The sequence below is a fragment of the Mucispirillum schaedleri ASF457 genome (assembly GCF_000487995.2).
GTDB lineage: Bacteria > Chrysiogenota > Deferribacteres > Deferribacterales > Mucispirillaceae > Mucispirillum > Mucispirillum schaedleri.
Map to the genome: position 1 here is coordinate 113,807 of NZ_CP097562.1, position 19,475 is coordinate 133,281.

Here is a 19,475-nt window from a genome sequence, read left to right on the forward strand (position 1 = left end):
TCCTCAAAAATTAGTTGCTGCTGTTTTCTTTCATTGACTGTAATGCTTTTTTATAATCAACAGGAAATACTTTTACAAACATATCTCTATAATTTTCCCAGTCTGCAGTTATTTCTTTTGCTTTTGGGCTGTCTGTATATTTAATATGTTCATTCAGCAGTGATAAAAGCTCTTTTTCATCATCACTGTTTGGCTCAATATTTTCTAAATCAACAGAGTTTGTGTTGCAGCGTAAGTCAAAGTCATTACTCATATCAAGAACATAAGCAATACCGCCAGTCATACCTGCTGCAAAGTTTACACCAGTATTGCCAAGTATTACAACTCTGCCACCTGTCATATATTCGCATCCATGGTCGCCAATACCTTCTACAACTGATATAAAGCCACTGTTTCTAATAGCAAACCTTTCACCAGCCTGACCATTTAAGAATATTTTACCACTTGTGCCACCATATCCAATAACATTACCAGCTATAACATTTTCTGATGCTTTAAATGTTGCATTTTTTGCTGGTTTTACAATGATTTTGCCGCCAGAAATACCTTTACCAACAAAGTCATTTGCTTCCCCTTCTAAATTAAATGTGATACCGTGTGATAAAAATGCACCAAAGCTCTGTCCAGCACAGCCTCTAAAGTTTACATTGATAGTATCATTTTCTAAACCTTTTAAGCCGTATTTTTTAGCCACATTATGAGAAAGCTCTGTTCCAACAGTTCTGTTAATATTTTTTATTTCTAAATCAATAGTTTTAGTTTTACCTGTTTCAATACTTTCTTTAAATGGAGCAAGTAAAAATTCTCTATCATAGTTTTCAAGCACATAAGATGATGTTCCGCTGTATTTTATTTCTTTACCGCTTACAGTATGCAGAATTTTTGAAAAATCAAAATTTTTAGCTTTATAAAATTCTATTGCTTTATTCATATGCAATAAATCACTTCTGCCAACAGCTTCATCAAGAGTTCTAAATCCAAGAGCAGCTAAATATTCTCTTACTTCTTCTGCAACAAACATAAGGAAATTTTCAATATATTCTACTTTACCTGTAAATTTTTTCCTTAACTCTTTATCTTGAGTAGCAATACCAACAGGGCATGTATTTGAATGGCACTGCCTCATCATAACACAACCTAAACTTGCAAGAACTGTTGTAGCAAATCCAAACTCTTCTGCACCTAAAAGGGCAGCAATAATAACATCTCTGCCTGTTTTTAACTGTCCGTCAGTCTGCAGTCTTACTCTGCCGCGAAGTTTATTTAAAACAAGTGTCTGCTGAGCTTCTGCAAGCCCTAATTCCCAAGGCAGACCAGCATGTTTAATGCTTGTTAATGGAGAAGCACCAGTGCCACCATCATGACCACTTATTAATATTACATCTGAATGAGCTTTTGCAACACCTGCAGCAATTGTGCCAACACCTGCTTCTGAAACAAGTTTTACAGATATTCTTGCTTCTGGGTTAGAGTTACGCAAATCATATATAAGCTGAGCTAAATCTTCAATAGAGTATATATCATGGTGTGGTGGAGGAGAAATTAAGCTTACATTTGGCATAGAATGTCTTAATTTTGCAATAAAAGTATCTACTTTATGACCTGGAAGCTGACCACCTTCACCGGGTTTTGCACCTTGTGCCATTTTAATTTGCAGTTCTTTTGCATTAGTCAAATATTCTATTGTTACCCCAAACCTGCCACTTGCTATTTGTTTTACAGCACTGTTTCTAATTTCACCTTTTGCATTAGGTTTATATCTTTCTGGGTCTTCACCACCTTCACCACAGTTACTCATTCCACCTAATTTATTCATAGCAATAGCTATTGTTTCATGAGCTTCTGGACTGATAGAGCCAAGTGACATAGCACCAGTCACGAATCTTTTAACAATAGATGATGCACTTTCAACTTCTTCTAAAGGCACAGGCACTGCTGTTGCAAATTCAAAAAGTCCCCTTAATGTGCATAAATGTTTTGACTGCTCATTAATAAGTTTTGCATAAGATTTATATTTTTCTTTATTATTGCCTTGAACAGCTTGTCTAAATAATGTTATGCTCTCAGGTGTCCATAAATGATTTTCTCCATCTTTTCTGTAATGATACAGTCCGCCAGAAGAAAGCATATTGTCATTATTTTCATCAGCTGCTTTTCTTCTAATTAATGCTTCATACTCTATTTCTTTTAAACCTATACCATTAATACGGCTTGCAGTGCCTGTAAAGTATTCTTTTATAATATCACTGTTTAAGCCAACTGCTTCAAAAAGCTGACCGCTTCTATAACTTCTTAATGTGGAAATTCCCATTTTACTCATTACTTTTAAAAGCCCTTTATCAACGGCTTTAACATAGTTTTCAGCAGCTTTAACTCTATCTGCTTTTATTTCATTATCATCAACAAGGGCAGATATGCTTTCAAGTGCGAGGTAAGGGCATACAGCTGTTGCACCATACCCTAAAAGCAGTGCAAAGTGCATAACTTCTCTAGCTTCACCTGTTTCTAAAATAATTGCTGATTCTGAGCGTATTCCTGCTTTTGATAATGCTTTGTTTACAGCAGTAGCAGCAAGTAGAGACGGGGTTGGTGTATATCCGTCTTCAATATTTTTATCACTGAGTATTAAAATAGGACAGCCTTCTTTTACTTTTGCAACAGCTTTTTCTGCAATATTTTTTAAAGACTGCTCTAAATCGTTTTTAAATGATATATTAATAACAGCAGATTTAAAGCCTTCTTCACTAATATTTCTAAGTCTTTTAAGCTCATCATTTGTAATAATTGGTCTTGGAAGCTCAATTACTCTTGCATGGTGTTCACCATCTTCTAATATATTGCCTTTATTGCCAATAAATGTAATAAGGCTCATTACCAAATCTTCTCTTATAGAATCTATTGGCGGGTTAGTAACCTGAGCAAAAAGCTGTTTAAAATAGTTAAATAAAAGCTGTGGCTTTTCACTTAATACTGCCAAAGCAGCATCATTTCCCATTGAGCCAACAGCTTCTGCTCCTTTTTCTGCCATTGGTTTAATAATAAAATCAAAATCTTCTTTAGTATATCCAAAAAGTTTTTGCTTTTTTATAATATTTTTTGATGGTTCAGCAGGGGAAAGTGATTCAAAAAGTCCATGAACATATATTCTATTTTCATTAATCCATCTTCTATATGGCAGGTTTCTAGCAGCAGTTTTTTTAACGGCTGCATCATATATAATTCTATGGTTTTCTAAATCACAGTATATAATTTCTCCAGGACGAAGTCTGCCTTTTTTTAACACTTTATCTTCAGGAATATCAAGAACACCTGTTTCAGAAGCAAGCACTAAGACATTATCAGTAGTAACAGTGTATCTTGCTGGACGAAGTCCGTTTCTATCAAGTATTGCTCCAGCATTAATGCCATCTGAAAAAGCAACAGCAGCAGGACCGTCCCATGGTTCAATTAATGCTGAATTATATTCAAAAAATGCTCTTACATCTTTACCCATGTGGTATTTTGAGCCCCATGCCTGTGGTATAAGCATAAGCATTGCATGGCATAAATCTCTGCCGCTTGCAACAAGCAGTTCAAACATATTATCAAGAGATGCAGAGTCGCTTTGGCCATCTTTAATTAGAGGCAGAATTTCTTTTAAATCTTCTCCTAAAAGCTCTGATGAAAACTGCAATTCTCTGCATGCAAGATTATTTAAATTACCTTTTAATGTGTTTATTTCACCATTATGAGCAATATACCTGAATGGGTGAGCAAGCTCCCATGTAGGAAATGTATTTGTGCTGTATCTTTGGTGAACTAATGCAATAGGTGATTTAAAAGAATCATCTTTTAAATCCAGATAAAAGTTTTCTACCTGAGTTGCCATAAAAAGCCCTTTATATACTATACTTTTTGATGACATACTAGATATATATACATTTTTAAATTTAATTTCTATCAACCTTCTTGCTGTAAAAAGTTTTCTTTCAAATTGTGCATTATTATCATATTTACTTTTTATAAATATTTGCCTTATTTTAGGACATGTAACTCTTGCAGCTTTACCTACTGCATTAATATCAATAGGCACATCCCGCCAGCAGATAATTTCGCCACATTTTTCTGTTAAAATTTTTTCAATATCATCTTCAATATTTTCTCCGCCAAAAATAACAGCAACACCATACTTGCCATATTCTGGCAGTTTTTCTTTTACTGCTTTTCTAAAAAATTCATCTGGCAGAGAAGTAAGGATACCAGCACCGTCACCAGTTTCAGGGTCTCCGCCTGTTGCTCCTCTGTGCATTAAATTTTTTAAAATTGTAATACCATTTTTTACAGTTTGATGTGTTGGTATATTTTCTAAATCAGCAATAAGCCCCACACCACAGGCATCTTTTTCATATTGGCTGTTATAAAGCCCTGTATTTTCAGGATACATTTAAATACTCCTAACTATTTATTCCTTAATATTTATTATAATCAAAAACTATGCCATAATTTTTTTATGTAAAAATAAGATTTTTTATAAAATTTTTTGGAAAAAATTGTAAAACTAATATTTTTGTTTTACAGTTTTGTAAAAAATAATTATAGAGAAATATTTAAAATTTATTATTTTTTCTTTTAAAATAAAGAAGTTTTATGTATTATCTGAAATGTAAAAATTTTTGGCACTTAGATTGCATTAATTATGCAGTGAAATAAAAAAGATAAAAATTAATATATAATGAAATTTAAGGAGGCAGTATGAGTTTTTCAAAACGATACTTGACTATTAATGCTATTGCAGAAAATAAAGCAAAGGAATATGCAAAAGCAGAAAAAGCAACATTAGAACATTATGGTGAAGATGTTTTTAATGCAAAAGCTATTAGAGAATATTTACCAAAAAAATCAGCAGAAAAGCTATTAAATACTATTAATAATAGAGCACTGCTTGACCCAGAAATAGCAGCTGATGTTGCTCATGGTATGAAACAGTGGGCGATAGAAAGAGGTGCAACTCATTTTACACACTGGTTTCAGCCTTTAACTGGCTCAACTGCTGAAAAGCATGATTCTTTTTTAGACATAGAAGGTGAAAATGCTATATTTGCATTTTCTGCTAAAAATTTAATTGTTGGTGAGCCTGATGCTTCATCTTTCCCATCAGGTGGTTTACGCAGAACATTTGAAGCAAGAGGATACACTGCATGGGACCCTACAAGCCCAGCATTTATTAAACGCCATACAAATGGTGCTACTTTATGTATCCCAACAGCTTTTTGTTCATATACTGGGGAAGCTCTTGATAAAAAAACACCACTTTTACGCTCTATTCAGTGTCTTTCATTATCTACTCAAAGGCTTATGAAATGTTTTGGTTTAAAAGAAGAAAAAGTTACAATAACTCTTGGTGCTGAACAGGAATATTTTTTAATAGATAAAAGATTTTATTTACACAGATCAGACCTTTTGCAGACTGGCAGAACATTGTTTGGTGCAACACCGCCAAAACATCAACAATTAGAAGACCATTATTTTGGCTCAATACATCAAAGAGTGCTTTATTTTATGAATGAAGTTGAACATGAATTATGGAGATTAGGAGTTCCTGCAAAAACCCGTCATAATGAAGTTGCTCCTGGACAGTTTGAACTTGCACCAATGTTTGAAGATTTAAATTTAGCAGTTGACCATAATATGCTTATTATGGATACACTTCGTCTTATAGCAGACAGGCATGGATTTGTTTGTCTTTTACATGAAAAACCATTTGCAGGAGTAAATGGCAGTGGTAAACATAATAATTGGTCTATAAATTATGGGGATATTAATCTTTTAAATCCTGGTAATAACCCTCAGCAGAATGCTGTATTTTTAACTGTATTATCTGGTATTATTAGAGCTGTTGATTCTCATGCTGATATGCTGAGAGCTACAGTTGCCCATGCAGGAAATGACCACAGACTTGGAGCAAATGAAGCACCACCTGCTATTATTTCTATTTATCTTGGAGACCAGCTTAATGAAGTAATTGAGAATATAGAAAAGGGAGAAAATAATTCTAAACATAAAGCAGGAGTTATGCAGATAGGTGTAGATACTCTTCCAAATTTACCAAAAGATGCAACTGACAGGAATAGAACAAGTCCTTTTGCATTTACTGGCAATAAATTTGAATTTAGGGCACCAGGCTCAAGCCAGTCATGTTCTGGTCTAATGACAGTATTAAATACTATTGTGGCAGATTCTTTTGATTATATTTCTGAACAGCTTGAAAGCCATATAGGTAATGAAGAAGCATTTAATAATGCACTTCAAAAAGTGTTAAAAGATATTATTAAAACACATAAAAGAGTTATCTTTAACGGCGATGGATATACAGATGAATGGAAAGATGAAGCAGCACGCAGGGGACTTCCAAATGCTGTTAATACAATGGATGCACTTCGCAGTTTAGTAAATGATAAAAATATTAATCTTTTTGGTAAGTATGGAGTTTATTCAAAAAAAGAACTTCAATCAAGGTTTGAAGTATTTTTGGAAGAATATCACCGTAAAATACGAATTGAAGGCGAAGTAGCATTGAATATAGTTCGTAATAATATTTTACCTGCTGTAATAGAAGAATTTAAAACAGAGCTTTCTGCTGTAAAATCTGCAACTGATGCAGGAATTACTGTTGGTGTTGATGCATTAAAAAGAAATGTAGAGCTTTTAGGTAAAGGTCTTGAAGATTTAACAGAAAAAACTGAAAAAATGGAAAAAGCTGTTACAGGACTTCATGAAGAAATACTTGAAGCAATGGCAGAATTAAGAGAAGTTGTTGATAGATTAGAAAAAATAGTATCAGATACTTTATGGCCGCTTCCTAAATACAGAGAAATGCTTTTTATAAAATAAATTAAGTCATTTATCTTTTAGTAGATTATAATTTTCCTTATCCTTAAATATTTAAGGATAAGGGAAGTTTTTATAATTAATCCATTTTAGAAATAATAAAAATTATGTAAGATTATGAGACATATGTTACAAAAATAAGTATAAAAAAATACCTCTTAGTATATAGTATAAAATTAAGCAAAAAACTAAACTAAACTAAGAGGTATCACAATGAATAAAGTGATAATAACAGAAGAAATGCGATTTCGTCAACGGTTATGTGAGTATGCATTAAAAAAAGGAGCAACGAAAGCAGCCCGCAAATATCAAGTGAACCGTATGTTTGTATACAGGCATTTAAAGAAATATGATGGAACAGTTCAGAGTTTATCTTTTAAAAGTCGTAGACCAAGAACCAGTCCAAATAAGCATAGTAAAGAAGAGCTTGATTTAATATTTAACACATATGCCGAGCATGGTTTGTATGGTAATGCGGAGGTATATGTCAGACTTCTAGAAATTGGTTATAATCGTAGTTTTGGCAGTATGTGTATGCAGATAAGGAAGAAAGGCTTAAAGTCATTAAACAAGTCAAAAAAGAGCTATACAAGATATGAACCAATAACAGGTCAGTATATAGGCGACAAGGTTCAGATAGATATAAAATATGTTCCACAGGAATGTATAATGTTTTCCAGCTATGGTAAAAAATATTATCAGATAACAGCGATAGATGAATACAGCAGAATGAGAGTATTAGAAATAGTAGAAGAAAAAAGCACATTTGAAACAGGTAAGTTTTTAGACGAACTGGAAAGTAAATTTGGCTTTCCACTAAAAACAATTCAAGTGGATAATGGCTATGAGTTTGTAAATGATAAGGAAGTTACAAACAAGAAAAGCTATTTTGAAGAGACAGCTGAAAAGAAAGGATATACTATTAAACGAATAAGACCTTATTCACCTTGGCAGAATGGAAAGGTGGAAAGAAGTCATAGAGAGGATGGAAAAATTTTATATGCAAATAATAAATTCTATTCCAAAGATGAATTAATTAAGGCTCTTAAACAGCATGAAGATAGATATAATAATACTGCTAAAACATGCTTAAATTTTAAATCTCCATATGAGATTGTTATTGAAAATAAATTATTGCTTGATTTATATTAAGTTAAGATTTATTTTTTACTAAAAGTGTAACATTTGTCCTGTTAGTTAAGAATCCATTTTAGAAATAATAAAAATTATTTATTGACAGTAAATATGTATATCTATAATATATTCAAGTTTTGCCTGTTTTTAGATAAAACTATAAAATAAATATGGGGTAATATTATATGAGTTTTAATTGGAAAGAGAAACGCTTAAAAAAAGCTTTTCTTGCCCTTGAAAATGGAGAAGTATTTAAGGGTTGTTCTTTTGGTGCCTGTGTTGATAAACTTGGGGAGACAGTTTTTAATACAGGAATGAGTGGGTATGAAGGTATCATAAGTGACCCATCTTATGCAGGTCAGTTTGTTTCGCTTACTGCTCCAGAAATAGGTAATTATGGTATTGATTTAAAGTTTTTAGAATCACGCAGTCTTTTTTTAAACGGGCTTATAGTTTGTAATATAAATGAACCATCTAACTATTCATCTCAAATAAGTTTACAGGATATGTTAAAACAACATAATATTCCAGCTATTACAGGAATAGATGTAAGAAGACTTACATTAATGCTTAGGGAGCAGGGCTCTTTAAAAGGTTTTTTACATTGCAGTGATGAAAATATTTCAATTGAAGAAGCAGTTGCAAAAGCTAAAGCATGGGAAGGGCTTGATAATCAGGATTATGCAAATCGTGTTACAGCTGGTGAAGTGTTTAAATGGAATAACGAAGGCACATATAAAGTTGTGGCTTATGATTTTGGTATAAAATATAATATATTAAGAAGTCTTGCAGCTCATGATATGCAGATTACTTGTGTGCCAGCTGGATATGACCCTGTAAAAGTTATGGAAATGAAACCAGATGGTGTGTTTTTATCAAACGGACCAGCTGATCCATCATCTCTTTATTATGCAATAAATGCAGCAAAATATTTTACAGGAAAAGTGCCTTTAATGGGTATATGTTTAGGGCATCAGATTATGGGAATTTCTGCAGGATGCTCATGTTACAGGTTAAAATTTGGGCACCATGGTCTTAACCATCCTGTAAAAAATTTAATAACTAATCAGGTAGAAATAACATCACAAAACCATAACTTTGCCCTTGATATTAAAAATATACCATCATGCTTAGAAATAACTCATATAAATATGAACGATAATACATTAGAAGGTATCAGACATAAAACAGAGCCATTTTTCAGTGTCCAGTATCATCCTGAAGCTGCACCTGGACCAAACGATTCACTTTATCTTTTTGAAACTTTTAGAAAAATGATGGAGTGTTAAGATGCCTAAAAGAAATGATATTAAAAAAATAATGATTATAGGTGCAGGACCTATTGTAATAGGGCAGGGCTGTGAGTTTGACTATTCTGGAGTGCAGGCATGTAAGGCTTTAAAAAATGAAGGTTATGAAATAGTGCTTGTAAATTCAAATCCTGCTACTATTATGACAGACCCTGAATTTGCAGATAGAACATATATTGAGCCATTATCAGCAGATATTTTGCATGAAATAATAAGAAGAGAAAGACCAGATGCTATTCTTCCTACTCTTGGAGGACAGACTGCATTAAATTTAGCTGTAGAGCTTTATGATAAAGGTATATTAAAAAGATATGGCGTAGAAATGATTGGAGCTTCTGTTAAAAGTATTAATAAAGCAGAGGACAGGCAGCTTTTTAAAAAGACTATGAGAGAAATTGGGCTTGATTTACCACGATCAGGCTCAGCACATACTATGCAGGAAGCTGCTGCGGTTGCTGAAGTTATTGGTACATGGCCTTTAATTATACGCCCGGGCTTTACTCTTGGAGGAACAGGCGGCGGTATTGCTCATAATAAAGAAGAATTTCAGCAAATAGTAACCCGTGGTCTTTTTGAAAGCCGAAACAGTGAAGTTTTAATTGAAGAATCACTTCTTGGCTGGAAAGAATATGAAATGGAAGTGATGAGAGATAAAAAAAATAATTCAGTCATAGTATGCTCTATTGAAAACTTTGACCCAATGGGAGTGCATACTGGAGACTCTATTACTGTTGCACCTATCCAAACATTAACTGATAGAGAATATCAGGCAATGCGTGATGACAGTTTGCGAGTTATGCAGGCAATAGGTGTGGAAACTGGCGGAGCAAATGTTCAATGGGCAGTAAATCCAAAAGATGGCAGAAGAATTATTATTGAAATGAACCCTAGGGTATCACGCTCTTCTGCACTTGCTTCAAAAGCAACAGGTTTTCCTATTGCAAAAATTGCAGCATTACTGGCAGTTGGCTATACTCTTGATGAATTAATTAATGATATAACAGGTGAAACACCAGCTTGTTTTGAGCCTGCTCTTGACTATATAGTTACAAAAATCCCACGATTTACCTTTGAAAAATTTCAAAATGCAGATTCCACTCTTGGCACTCAAATGAAATCAGTTGGGGAGGCAATGGCTATTGGGAAGACTTTTAAACAGTCATTCCAAAAAGCACTTCGTTCACTTGAAATAGGCAGAAGTGGTTTTGGTGCAGATGGCAAAGATGATGTTTATGAAAATATGACAGATGAAGAATTAAATATTGCACTGCAAGTGCCTAAAGCAGACAGAGTATTTGCAGTAAGGGCAGCATTTAAAAAAGGTTATTCTGTTGATACTGTATATGAATATTCTAAAATAGATAAATATTTTTTAAGGCATTTACAGGAAATAACAGCTTTTGAAGATGAAATAAAATCAGCTGGTAGTTTAGATGGTTTATCAAAAGATAAAGAGCTTTTTATTCAAACTAAAGAGTTTGGATTTTCTGATAAACAAATTGCATTTTTATTAAATGTAACAGAAAAGGCTGTTAGAGATAAAAGAAAAGAAATAAATATTGCACCAGGTTATGCAGCAGTTGATACATGTGCTGGTGAATTTTATGCAAAAACTCCATATTATTATTCATCTTACAGTGAATATTCTGAGCCTGCACGGCTTGAAAATAGTAGAGAATCTATTATGGTATTAGGGGGCGGTCCAAACAGGATTGGTCAGGGTATAGAATTTGATTACTGCTGTGTTCATGCTTCATTTGCTTTAAAAGCCTCAGGGTATGATTGTATTATGGTAAACTCTAACCCAGAAACAGTTTCAACAGATTATGATATTAGTGATAAACTTTATTTTGAGCCTTTAACTATTGAAGATGTTCTGCATATTTATGAAAGAGAAAAATGTGCTGGTGTTATAGTGCAGTTTGGTGGTCAAACACCTTTAAACCTTGCAAGAGAGCTTGAAAACTGTGGTGTAAATATTATTGGAACTAATCCAGACAGTATAGAATTTGCAGAAGACAGGGACAGATTTCAAAAACTTATTAATAAGCTTAATATAAAACAGCCGGAAAATGGTATTGCTTATAAAGAGCAGGAAGCATTAGATATTGCTGAAAGAATAGGTTATCCAGTTCTTGTGCGTCCATCATTTGTTTTAGGTGGCAGAGGTATGGTTATAGCTTATACTCGTGAAACCCTTGAAAAATATATAAAATATGCAGTGCAGCTTTCTAATGATAATCCTATATTGATAGATAAATTCTTAAATGATGCAGTGGAAGTTGATGTAGACTGTATATCAGACGGAAAAACTACTGTTATTGGTAGTATTATGGAACATGTGGAGCCAGCTGGTATTCATTCAGGAGATTCTGCTGCTGTTATTCCTACAATGACATTAAGCAAAGAAATACTTGATACTATCAGAAGCCATACATTTGCATTAGCAAAAGAATTAAATGTATGCGGTCTAATGAATATACAATATGCAGTGCATAATAATCATGTATATATTATTGAGGCAAACCCTAGAGCATCAAGAACTGCACCTTTTGTAAGCAAATCTATTGGTGAACCCTTAGTTAAATATGCAGTTAGATGTATGCTTGGAGAAACATTGTCACAAATTGGCTTTACTGAAGAAATTATCCCACCATATACAACAGTGAAAGAAGCAGTATTTCCATTTTCTAAATTTATAGGGGCAGATATTTTTTTAAGCCCAGAAATGCACTCTACTGGTGAAGTTATGGGTATGGATACAAGCAAAGGGCTTGCATATCTTAAATCTCAAATAGCTGCAGGTGGCAAACTTCCAGAAAGTGGCAATATTTTTGTATCCCTTAATAATAAAGATAAAGAAAGGGCTGTGCCTTATTTAAAAGATTTAGCAGAGCTTGGGTTTAATATTTATGCAACAGAAGGCACTTCTACTATGCTTTATGATAATAATATTAAATCAAATGCAATATTTAAAATATCAAAAGGGCGTCCAAACCTTGTAGACCTTTTAAATGAAAATAAAATTCAGTGGATTATAATGACAAGAGAAGATGGGGAAGATGCAATTACTGATGAAATTAAAACACGCTCTATTGCATTATTAAAAGGTGTGCCTATGACATCTACTTTTTCAGGCATTGCAGCTGCTTGTGACGGTTTAAAAGAAAAGGCAGATTTTGGCAGATTTGAAGTATACTCTTTACAGGAATATCATAGAAAAATTAAATTAAAAAATAATTAATATTTTTAGGGGCAGAATTAAAACTGCCCCTTTTTATATATTTTTTTAAAATGTTGCTCTTAACTGGGTAATAAGTATAAAAGATCCTAAATTTTCACTATTATTATCTACAATGCCAATTGTATCATACCAACCAGCTTGAGTGATAATTGAAAAGTTTTTACTTAATGTGAATGGTGCCTTTATAAATACTGAGTAGCTGTGTATATCTAAATTGTTTTACTCAGCAGAATCATTTTTTGTATATTGATAACCACCACCAGCAATTAATGAAAATGATGGAACTATTTTATATCCAAATTCTGCATAAGCAGATACCCTTGTTACATTACTTATTTTACCATTTTCATCTACAATATAGGAATCTATACCGTTATATGTAATACTACCAATAGTCATAGAATTTAATTTTTGGTGCAGATAACCACCATTTGAATATACAGTTTTCTGCTCATTATAAAGGTCTGCATTCATACCATAAGATGCTAATACAGCAAAATGAAAATTTCCTATTATTTTTTTAACTGCACCGCCTATATGAAAAGCATGAACAGTGCCGTAAGAAGAATTGGTATTTGCGGATTTTATATCAACTAATTCACCATTTAATATACCATAAGTTCCTGCAATTTTTGCATATAAGCCGTCTTTTTTATATGTATATGATACTGCAACTCTTGGTATATATTCAGCTTTAGCAACTGTTTGCCTGCCATATACTAAATCATATTCAATAAGAGCAAAATCAAGTCCAAAAGGTGTTCTATACTGTATCTGAAATCTTCTAATGCCTGTGCCTATACCACCAAACCCATTACCACCACCATCAAGGTCTAATATTTCACTGAAAAATGCTGATAATACTGATGGTGCATCCATTTTACCAGTTACTAATGAGCCATTATTATTAAATTGATAACCAGCATAAAAATGGCGAATACCTAAAATATTTTTAGCACTTGTTAAAAGAGTAGGCTCTTGAGCTCCAATCATAGCATCCACATCTTTATTAAATTCTGTATCTTTACCAAAAGCCATTAATTTATTATAACTGTCAGCAGCATCTTTTACTTTATTATAATCAAGTACAAAATATTTAGATAATTCTTCTAATGTATTAAATGTATATATTGTGCCATTTAAGCCATTTTTACCCTCAAGACTTAATTGAAGATGCTGTTTATCATGGAAATTATTTATCCCTTGACTATCATAAATAATAACAGGTGATTTCCCGCCATTTTCAGATTTTAATTTTAACACTGTTGAACCTATTACATTTCTAACATTTAGCTCATTGATAAATCTTTTATATGAGACTGTGTCAATCATCATTTAGATTAAACCATTATATTTCTGAAAAAATAGAAACACCATATTCATTAATAATTAATTTAAGTATTATTTTAGGCACTACAACAGATTATCTTTTAGGACTTGCAGATAGTGCAGGTAGTTTTTTATATAACAAGAATTTACATGTAAAGTATGGAGAAATGGATAATAAAACAAAAGACATATATATAAATATTCCAGTATATAAATCAGGGGAGATAAACCCATACAGATATGAAAAATGTGATGCATTATTAAAAAATATATATGATTTACCGTTTTTAATAGAAGCAGCAGATGACAGTATGGCACCATTAATTAATAATGGTGATATTTTTCTTGCAGCACCAGTATCATATATTAAGCCTGTTATTAATAACCTTGATATGAATATGCCTTATATTACATTTCTTAATGATAAAAATAATGCAATGCATATAAGATACTGTCTTAAAAAGATGATGTAATATTTTTAAGACCTAATAATTTAAAATATGAAACAAAAGTATATTCTCAAAGTATACTTGAAAAACCCCTTGTAACTGGTGTAATAGTAAAAAAAATAAAATAAATATTATCCATAACTTTTAATAAAGTCATACTCTAAATATTTTTTTATAATACATGCAGTTTCAAAATAAAGCATACTTTTATCATATTTTTTTAAATCTAGAATGAAATAATGAATGAGAGGCAGTAGATGGTTTTTTATAAAAATATACTGCTCATTAATGTTATTATCAAGTAACTGCTGAATATAATTATCTTCTAATATTTCTTTATTTTTTATAGAAATATAAGAAAGTTCTGCAGCAATATGGTCTTCCTGTTCTTTAAATGTTTTTACAAGGCTTAATTTATTTTTTACATATATTTCAAAGACTGCATCTCTTTTTTCTCCCATAATTTGTCCAGTATTATCAAGATAGAAAGATTCAACAGGGCATAGTATTTTTCCATATCCCCCAGAAACAAATAGAGAAGTATATATTCTATTTAGTTCTTCTTCATTATTTTTTTGTAAAAAATCTATAACAAATTCAAGACTGTTTTTTAAACTTTCATCCTGCATATGTCTGGCAAATATAATAAGATTATTAAACAAATTTATAATAACCTGTTTTGTATCACTATCAACTGGACCTGCAAATATTTTTGAAAAGACGGCATAGTCTCTATGCCGTCTTATATATAACTCTTTTTCCATTATTTTGTTGCATATTTAGCTGTTAATAACAGGTTTGGTTTATGCAGCTTGATTTTTTCTATATTATTAAAATTAGCTGTAGAAGTAACTGCATCTTTATATTTGATTTTCAGTTCTTCAATTGGTCCTGCATCTAATGCTCTAGCAGGGCATACAGCAACACATGCTGGTTTTAAGCCTTCTTTTATTCTGCCTATACATAAGTTGCATTTAGTCATACGCGGTCTTGCAGGGTCTTCTTCTGCATAATCTGCATAGTTTTTATCATAATATTGTGGTGCTTCCCAAGGACATTCTGCTTCGCAGCTGCCACAAGATATACATATACTTCTATCAGACTGCACAATACCATATTCACTGTCTTTACTGATAGCTTCAACAGGGCATGCAGGAATACATGCAGGATTTATGCAGTGGTTGCAGGATATTGAAAGATTTGTCATTTTTAATGCTGGAAAAGTGCCTTCTATTGTCTGCGATACCCTCCGCCAGTTTTCTTTCATATAATATTTGCTGCATTCATCTATAGATGGAATGTTTACTTTATTATCTTTTGTATAATCTGTATTAATATTATATTGGTGAATATTAATATCACCCCTTAATTCTTCATTATTTTCTTTGCAGGCAATCATGCAGGCTTTGCAGCCAACACATCTTGTTTCATCAAAATAAAAACCCCATTGTTTCATAATATTCTCCTAATTTGGTTTTTTAATGCTTATTTCACATAAGTTACCACTGGCAGCAAATCCACCTGATTTATTTGTAAACTGATGAGTAACTGGGTCACCTGCACCAGATTCCATATCAACAGTAAGGGTAGATACACATGCACCTAAATCAACAGGTGTAACTATTTCTTTATATTCACCTTTTCCAGTAACATCAAAATAAGCTGTATATGTTTCTTCGCTGCTTGGGTTATATATTCTTCCTTCATTAATAACAATAACACCAGGCATAGGGCGTGAGCTTACAAGTGCAGGAAGTTTTATACATCCATAATCATTATAAACATAAACAATATTTCCTGTTTTTATTCCTCTTGTTTTTGCATCTGCATCAGATATTTCTACATAGTTATCGTATGTATCTTGCAGTAAAGGAACAGTATCAAAAGTAGAGTGTGCTCTGTGAATAACATGTGGAGTTATAAACTGTAAACCATAAGCAACGCCTTTACGGCTTTTTTCTTTTTTCTGGATTGTTTCATATCCTTCTTTTGAAGGTATATATCTAGGACCGTAAACTGGGTGCTGTGCTCTTTGTCTCATAGCCATATATGGAGAATAAAAGTTTATTCTGCCAGTATCAGTTGGAAATTCTCCTGGTTTATAGTTCATAGTATCAATATAAGTTTTATCAAGTGGAGTAGGCAGCTGGTATTCACCCATTTGCATTATTGTATCAAAATCAGGCATAGTTCTTTTTGGATTTATCTCTGCATATCCTTTTGGAAACTCTGCTTTTTCCCATTGAGCTTTCATTATTTCTTCATCAGTATAGTTTTTAAGTTCAATACCAAGCTCTTTACAAATAAGCCTTGTTATTTCTCTATCAAGTTTACAGTCATAAAGTGGTTCTGAAACTTTATGTGCCACATCAAGCTCACAATTCATCTGACCATAAGTAAAGAATGTCTGCTCTAAATTCATAGCAGCAGGAAGTATAATATCAGAATATTTTGCAGTAGTACTCATTTGCTGTTCATAACATACAACATATTTCACTTTTTTAAATGCTTCTATTTTTCTGTTAATATTTGCTTTTTGAGTAAAGAAATCGCCAGAGCCTTCGCCTTTAATAACCATTTCTATATGAAGCCTTGGGTCGTTGCCTAAATCAATATTGTTTAATAATTTTACATCATCTCTAAGCTGCTCTGCAGTTCTTGCATCTCTGCCTGTTAAAATAACTTCTGGAAGTGAAAAAATAGAAAATTTAATAGAGCCGTATTTTTTAGCATCAGTTAGTGGCGGGTTAGAGCCTATTTTAATTTTATAACCATCACTTGGTGCAATCATACCAAAGCCGCCACCTCGTCTTGAAATATTTCCAGTCATTGCAGCAAGCGCTATTAAAAACCATGAATAATATAATCCATTATTAGTTCTTTGTGCACCGCCTGTAGTCCAGCCACAGAAAAATGCTGCTGCTGATGCTTTACAATATTCTAATGCAAGGTTTTCAATTATTTCTGCAGTTGTGCCTGTTAATGATGCTGCCCAGTTAAGCACCCCTTTATAATCTTTATACTGTTTTTCAAGGCTTTCAAGATATTCTGCAAAAGATTCTCCTGCTGGCACTGTAAAAGTCTGACCTTTATATAATGTTTTTGTAACAGGATTTTCTATATTAGAGTTGCTTGTAACTGTATCATTTGGAAAAAATCCAAAAGTATATTCTTTTAAAAATTTTTCATTATAAAGTTTTTTCTTATAAAGAACATAAGCCATAGCAGCAAGCATTGCACTGTCTGTTCCCGGTCTTACAGCAATAAACCCTGGAACTTTACCAATACCTGTGCTGTAAGTTGCAGCTGTATCTGTAAATCTGCTGTCTACTACAACAATAGGTATACCTGCTTCTTTTGCTTTAGTTAAAAAGAATGTTAAGTGTGGTTGTGTAGTTCTAGTATCTGTAGACCATATGATTATTAATTTAGAGTTTAATATATCAATAGCAGGATTACCTTGAACTTTTGGTCCAAGAGCGGCATACATTGCATCCATTTGGTTTCCTGCAGAGTGGTGGCCGTATATATCAAGAGTTGTGCCTAAATATTTTGCAGGAGAGTTACCAGTTGCAAAAATAGGAAGATATCCAAGCTCTTTTTGTCTTTCCTGCATTTCTTTTAAGTAAGATGCTACTGTTTTAGCAGCTTCTTCCCAGCTTATGCGGACAAACCCTGTTATATCGCCTCTTTCTTTTGTCTGCTTCATAGGATATTTTATTCTATTTGGAGCATACAAGCGTTTCTTTTCAGAAAGACCTCTAGGGCATGCTCTGCGTTGACGCATAAATAAATCTTCATCTTTTTCTTTTGAATTTTCTCTAGGAATATCACCCATAGATGTAAGGTTTACAAGCCTGCCGTTTTTTACATATGCTTTTAACATACATGATCCGTGGCAGTGTATTCTGTGGTGAGTATTAACCACTTTTAGTGAAGTATCAAATACTGCTTCAGGATTTTGGATAAGCGGCTGATTTTCAGTAATATTATCTACTGTTGTTTCCTTTGCTGCTGTTTCTTCTACTGCTTTTTTAGATGTGCAGGCAGTAAGCATAAGAGCTGCACTGCCTTTAAGCAGAGTTCTCCGGGTAATATTAAGTGTTTCTTTTCCTTGATTTTTTCCCATACTTTTACTCCCATAATGTAATTCTTTTATTATTTCATAAATATTGTAAAAAATAAACATAAATTTATAGTAAGTAATGTAAAAGATTTCTTATAATTATTGATAAAAAATACTTGTTATATTATGTGCTAGATATTATATAATATTATATAATTTATATAAGGAATATAGTATGATAGATTTACACTGCCATTCATCAGCATCTGATGGCTCATATAGTCCAAAAGAGCTTATTAATATGGCTGAAAAATTAAATATTACTCATCTTGCTTTAACAGACCATGATACTACTGCAGGAATAAGTGAATTTATGGCTCAAAAAAGCATAGTAAACAGAATACCCGGTATAGAAATAAGTGTGGAAGTAGAAAAGGGAGAGCTGCATATTGTAGGGCTTTTTATAGATATAAATAATAAAACCTTGCAGGAAATGGAAGAAGAAGTGCAGTATTATAGAAGAAAAAGAAATGAGAAAATGATTGCAGCTTTATCTAAACTTGTGAAAAAAAATGTAAAAATAGGAGATTTAATAGATAACCCTGACTCTCAGCTTGGCAGACCGCATGTGGCAAAATATTTATTAAGAAACAATATTGTCACTTCTATACAGGAAGCGTTTGATTTATATTTAAAAGATAATAGCAGCCTTGCATTTAAAAAGCAGCAGGTGTCAGTAGATAGAGCATTAAATGTAATAAAAAATGCAGGTGGAATATCTATTATTGCTCATCCTTATACATTAAAACTTGAAAATGATAAACTTGATGATGTAGTAAAAGAATATAAAAAACTTGGGCTTGATGGTTTGGAAGCATATTCAAGCCATAACCCTTTTGATAAAAAAGATGTATTTGCAGAGATTGCTAGAAAAAATGGGCTTATAATTTCATGTGGGAGTGATTTCCATGGAGCAAATGGGAAAGTGGCTTCTCTTGGTGCAGATATATGCAGTTTATCAGATGATGATATATTAAAACCAATTTATGATATAGTAAATAACAGGTAATATTTAT

At 32.5% G+C, this 19,475-nt stretch carries 11 protein-coding genes; 6 read left to right on the forward strand and 5 right to left on the reverse strand.

Annotation, left to right across the window (positions count from 1 at the left end):
- Window positions 1-10: 10 nt before the first annotated feature.
- The gene (gene gltB / locus N508_RS00635; RefSeq protein WP_023276148.1) at window positions 11-4,423 is read right to left on the reverse strand and encodes a glutamate synthase large subunit; all 4,413 of its coding nucleotides are present in this window, start codon (window positions 4,421-4,423) and stop codon (window positions 11-13) included.
- Between the two features lie 308 nt (window positions 4,424-4,731).
- Between gltB and N508_RS00640 the strand changes: the two genes are divergently transcribed.
- The 4 genes from N508_RS00640 to carB all read left to right on the forward strand — a co-directional run bounded on the left by N508_RS00640 (window position 4,732) and on the right by carB (window position 12,555).
- Window positions 4,732-6,870: a glutamine synthetase III family protein gene (locus tag N508_RS00640; protein ID WP_251930643.1), complete on the forward strand. Its 2,139-nt coding sequence runs from the start codon at window positions 4,732-4,734 to the stop codon at window positions 6,868-6,870.
- A 210-nt stretch (window positions 6,871-7,080) separates the two neighbouring features.
- The gene (locus N508_RS00645) at window positions 7,081-8,019 is read left to right on the forward strand and encodes a DDE-type integrase/transposase/recombinase (RefSeq protein WP_023275060.1); all 939 of its coding nucleotides are present in this window, start codon (window positions 7,081-7,083) and stop codon (window positions 8,017-8,019) included.
- Window positions 8,020-8,186: 167 nt separating this feature from the next.
- Complete coding sequence (gene carA, locus N508_RS00650; RefSeq protein ID WP_023276150.1) at window positions 8,187-9,290, forward strand: glutamine-hydrolyzing carbamoyl-phosphate synthase small subunit; 1,104 nt, start codon at window positions 8,187-8,189, stop codon at window positions 9,288-9,290.
- A 1-nt stretch (window position 9,291) separates the two neighbouring features.
- A complete protein-coding gene (gene carB / locus N508_RS00655) occupies window positions 9,292-12,555 on the forward strand; it encodes a carbamoyl-phosphate synthase large subunit (RefSeq protein ID WP_023276151.1) in 3,264 nt (1,087 codons plus the stop codon).
- Window positions 12,556-12,774: 219 nt separating this feature from the next.
- Here carB and N508_RS00660 read toward each other — a convergent pair whose 3' ends face one another.
- Window positions 12,775-13,890 (reverse strand): hypothetical protein, encoded by a 1,116-nt coding sequence (locus N508_RS00660; protein WP_143815536.1) that lies wholly within the window; start codon window positions 13,888-13,890, stop codon window positions 12,775-12,777.
- Between N508_RS00660 and N508_RS00665 the strand changes: the two genes are divergently transcribed.
- Entirely contained in the window at window positions 13,869-14,357 is a 489-nt protein-coding gene (locus tag N508_RS00665) for a hypothetical protein (RefSeq protein WP_023276153.1), read from the forward strand. The two genes, N508_RS00660 and N508_RS00665, sit on opposite strands and share 22 nt — an antisense overlap.
- A 107-nt stretch (window positions 14,358-14,464) precedes the next feature.
- Here the strand turns inward: N508_RS00665 and N508_RS00670 are convergent, their stop codons facing one another.
- From N508_RS00670 to N508_RS00680, 3 genes are read right to left on the reverse strand one after another with little or no spacing between them, the layout of a single operon-like run.
- A complete protein-coding gene (locus N508_RS00670) occupies window positions 14,465-15,097 on the reverse strand; it encodes a TorD/DmsD family molecular chaperone (RefSeq protein ID WP_023276154.1) in 633 nt (210 codons plus the stop codon).
- A complete protein-coding gene (locus N508_RS00675) occupies window positions 15,097-15,789 on the reverse strand; it encodes a 4Fe-4S dicluster domain-containing protein (RefSeq protein WP_023276155.1) in 693 nt (230 codons plus the stop codon). The genes N508_RS00670 and N508_RS00675 overlap by 1 nt, the downstream gene beginning before the upstream one ends.
- A gap of 9 nt (window positions 15,790-15,798) precedes the next feature.
- A complete protein-coding gene (locus N508_RS00680) occupies window positions 15,799-18,462 on the reverse strand; it encodes a molybdopterin-containing oxidoreductase family protein (protein WP_023276156.1) in 2,664 nt (887 codons plus the stop codon).
- Window positions 18,463-18,634: 172 nt separating this feature from the next.
- On the opposite strand from N508_RS00680, the gene N508_RS00685 reads away from it, so the two are divergent.
- A complete protein-coding gene (locus tag N508_RS00685; RefSeq protein ID WP_023276157.1) occupies window positions 18,635-19,468 on the forward strand; it encodes a PHP domain-containing protein in 834 nt (277 codons plus the stop codon).
- The last annotated feature ends 7 nt before the right edge of the window (window positions 19,469-19,475 follow it).

Bases quoted from the DNA above. Each gene is read 5' to 3' on its own strand.
- N508_RS00640 (WP_251930643.1), top strand. From the start codon at position 4,732: ATGAGTTTTTCAAAACGATACTTGACTATTAATGCTATTGCAGAAAAT.
- N508_RS00660 (WP_143815536.1), bottom strand. From the start codon at position 13,890: ATGATGATTGACACAGTCTCATATAAAAGATTTATCAATGAGCTAAAT.
- N508_RS00670 (WP_023276154.1), bottom strand. From the start codon at position 15,097: ATGGAAAAAGAGTTATATATAAGACGGCATAGAGACTATGCCGTCTTT.
- N508_RS00685 (WP_023276157.1), top strand. From the start codon at position 18,635: ATGATAGATTTACACTGCCATTCATCAGCATCTGATGGCTCATATAGT.
- N508_RS00645 (WP_023275060.1), top strand. From the start codon at position 7,081: ATGAATAAAGTGATAATAACAGAAGAAATGCGATTTCGTCAACGGTTA.
- carA (WP_023276150.1), top strand. From the start codon at position 8,187: ATGAGTTTTAATTGGAAAGAGAAACGCTTAAAAAAAGCTTTTCTTGCC.
- N508_RS00680 (WP_023276156.1), bottom strand. From the start codon at position 18,462: ATGGGAAAAAATCAAGGAAAAGAAACACTTAATATTACCCGGAGAACT.
- N508_RS00665 (WP_023276153.1), top strand. From the start codon at position 13,869: ATGAGACTGTGTCAATCATCATTTAGATTAAACCATTATATTTCTGAA.
- N508_RS00675 (WP_023276155.1), bottom strand. From the start codon at position 15,789: ATGAAACAATGGGGTTTTTATTTTGATGAAACAAGATGTGTTGGCTGC.
- gltB (WP_023276148.1), bottom strand. From the start codon at position 4,423: ATGTATCCTGAAAATACAGGGCTTTATAACAGCCAATATGAAAAAGAT.
- carB (WP_023276151.1), top strand. From the start codon at position 9,292: ATGCCTAAAAGAAATGATATTAAAAAAATAATGATTATAGGTGCAGGA.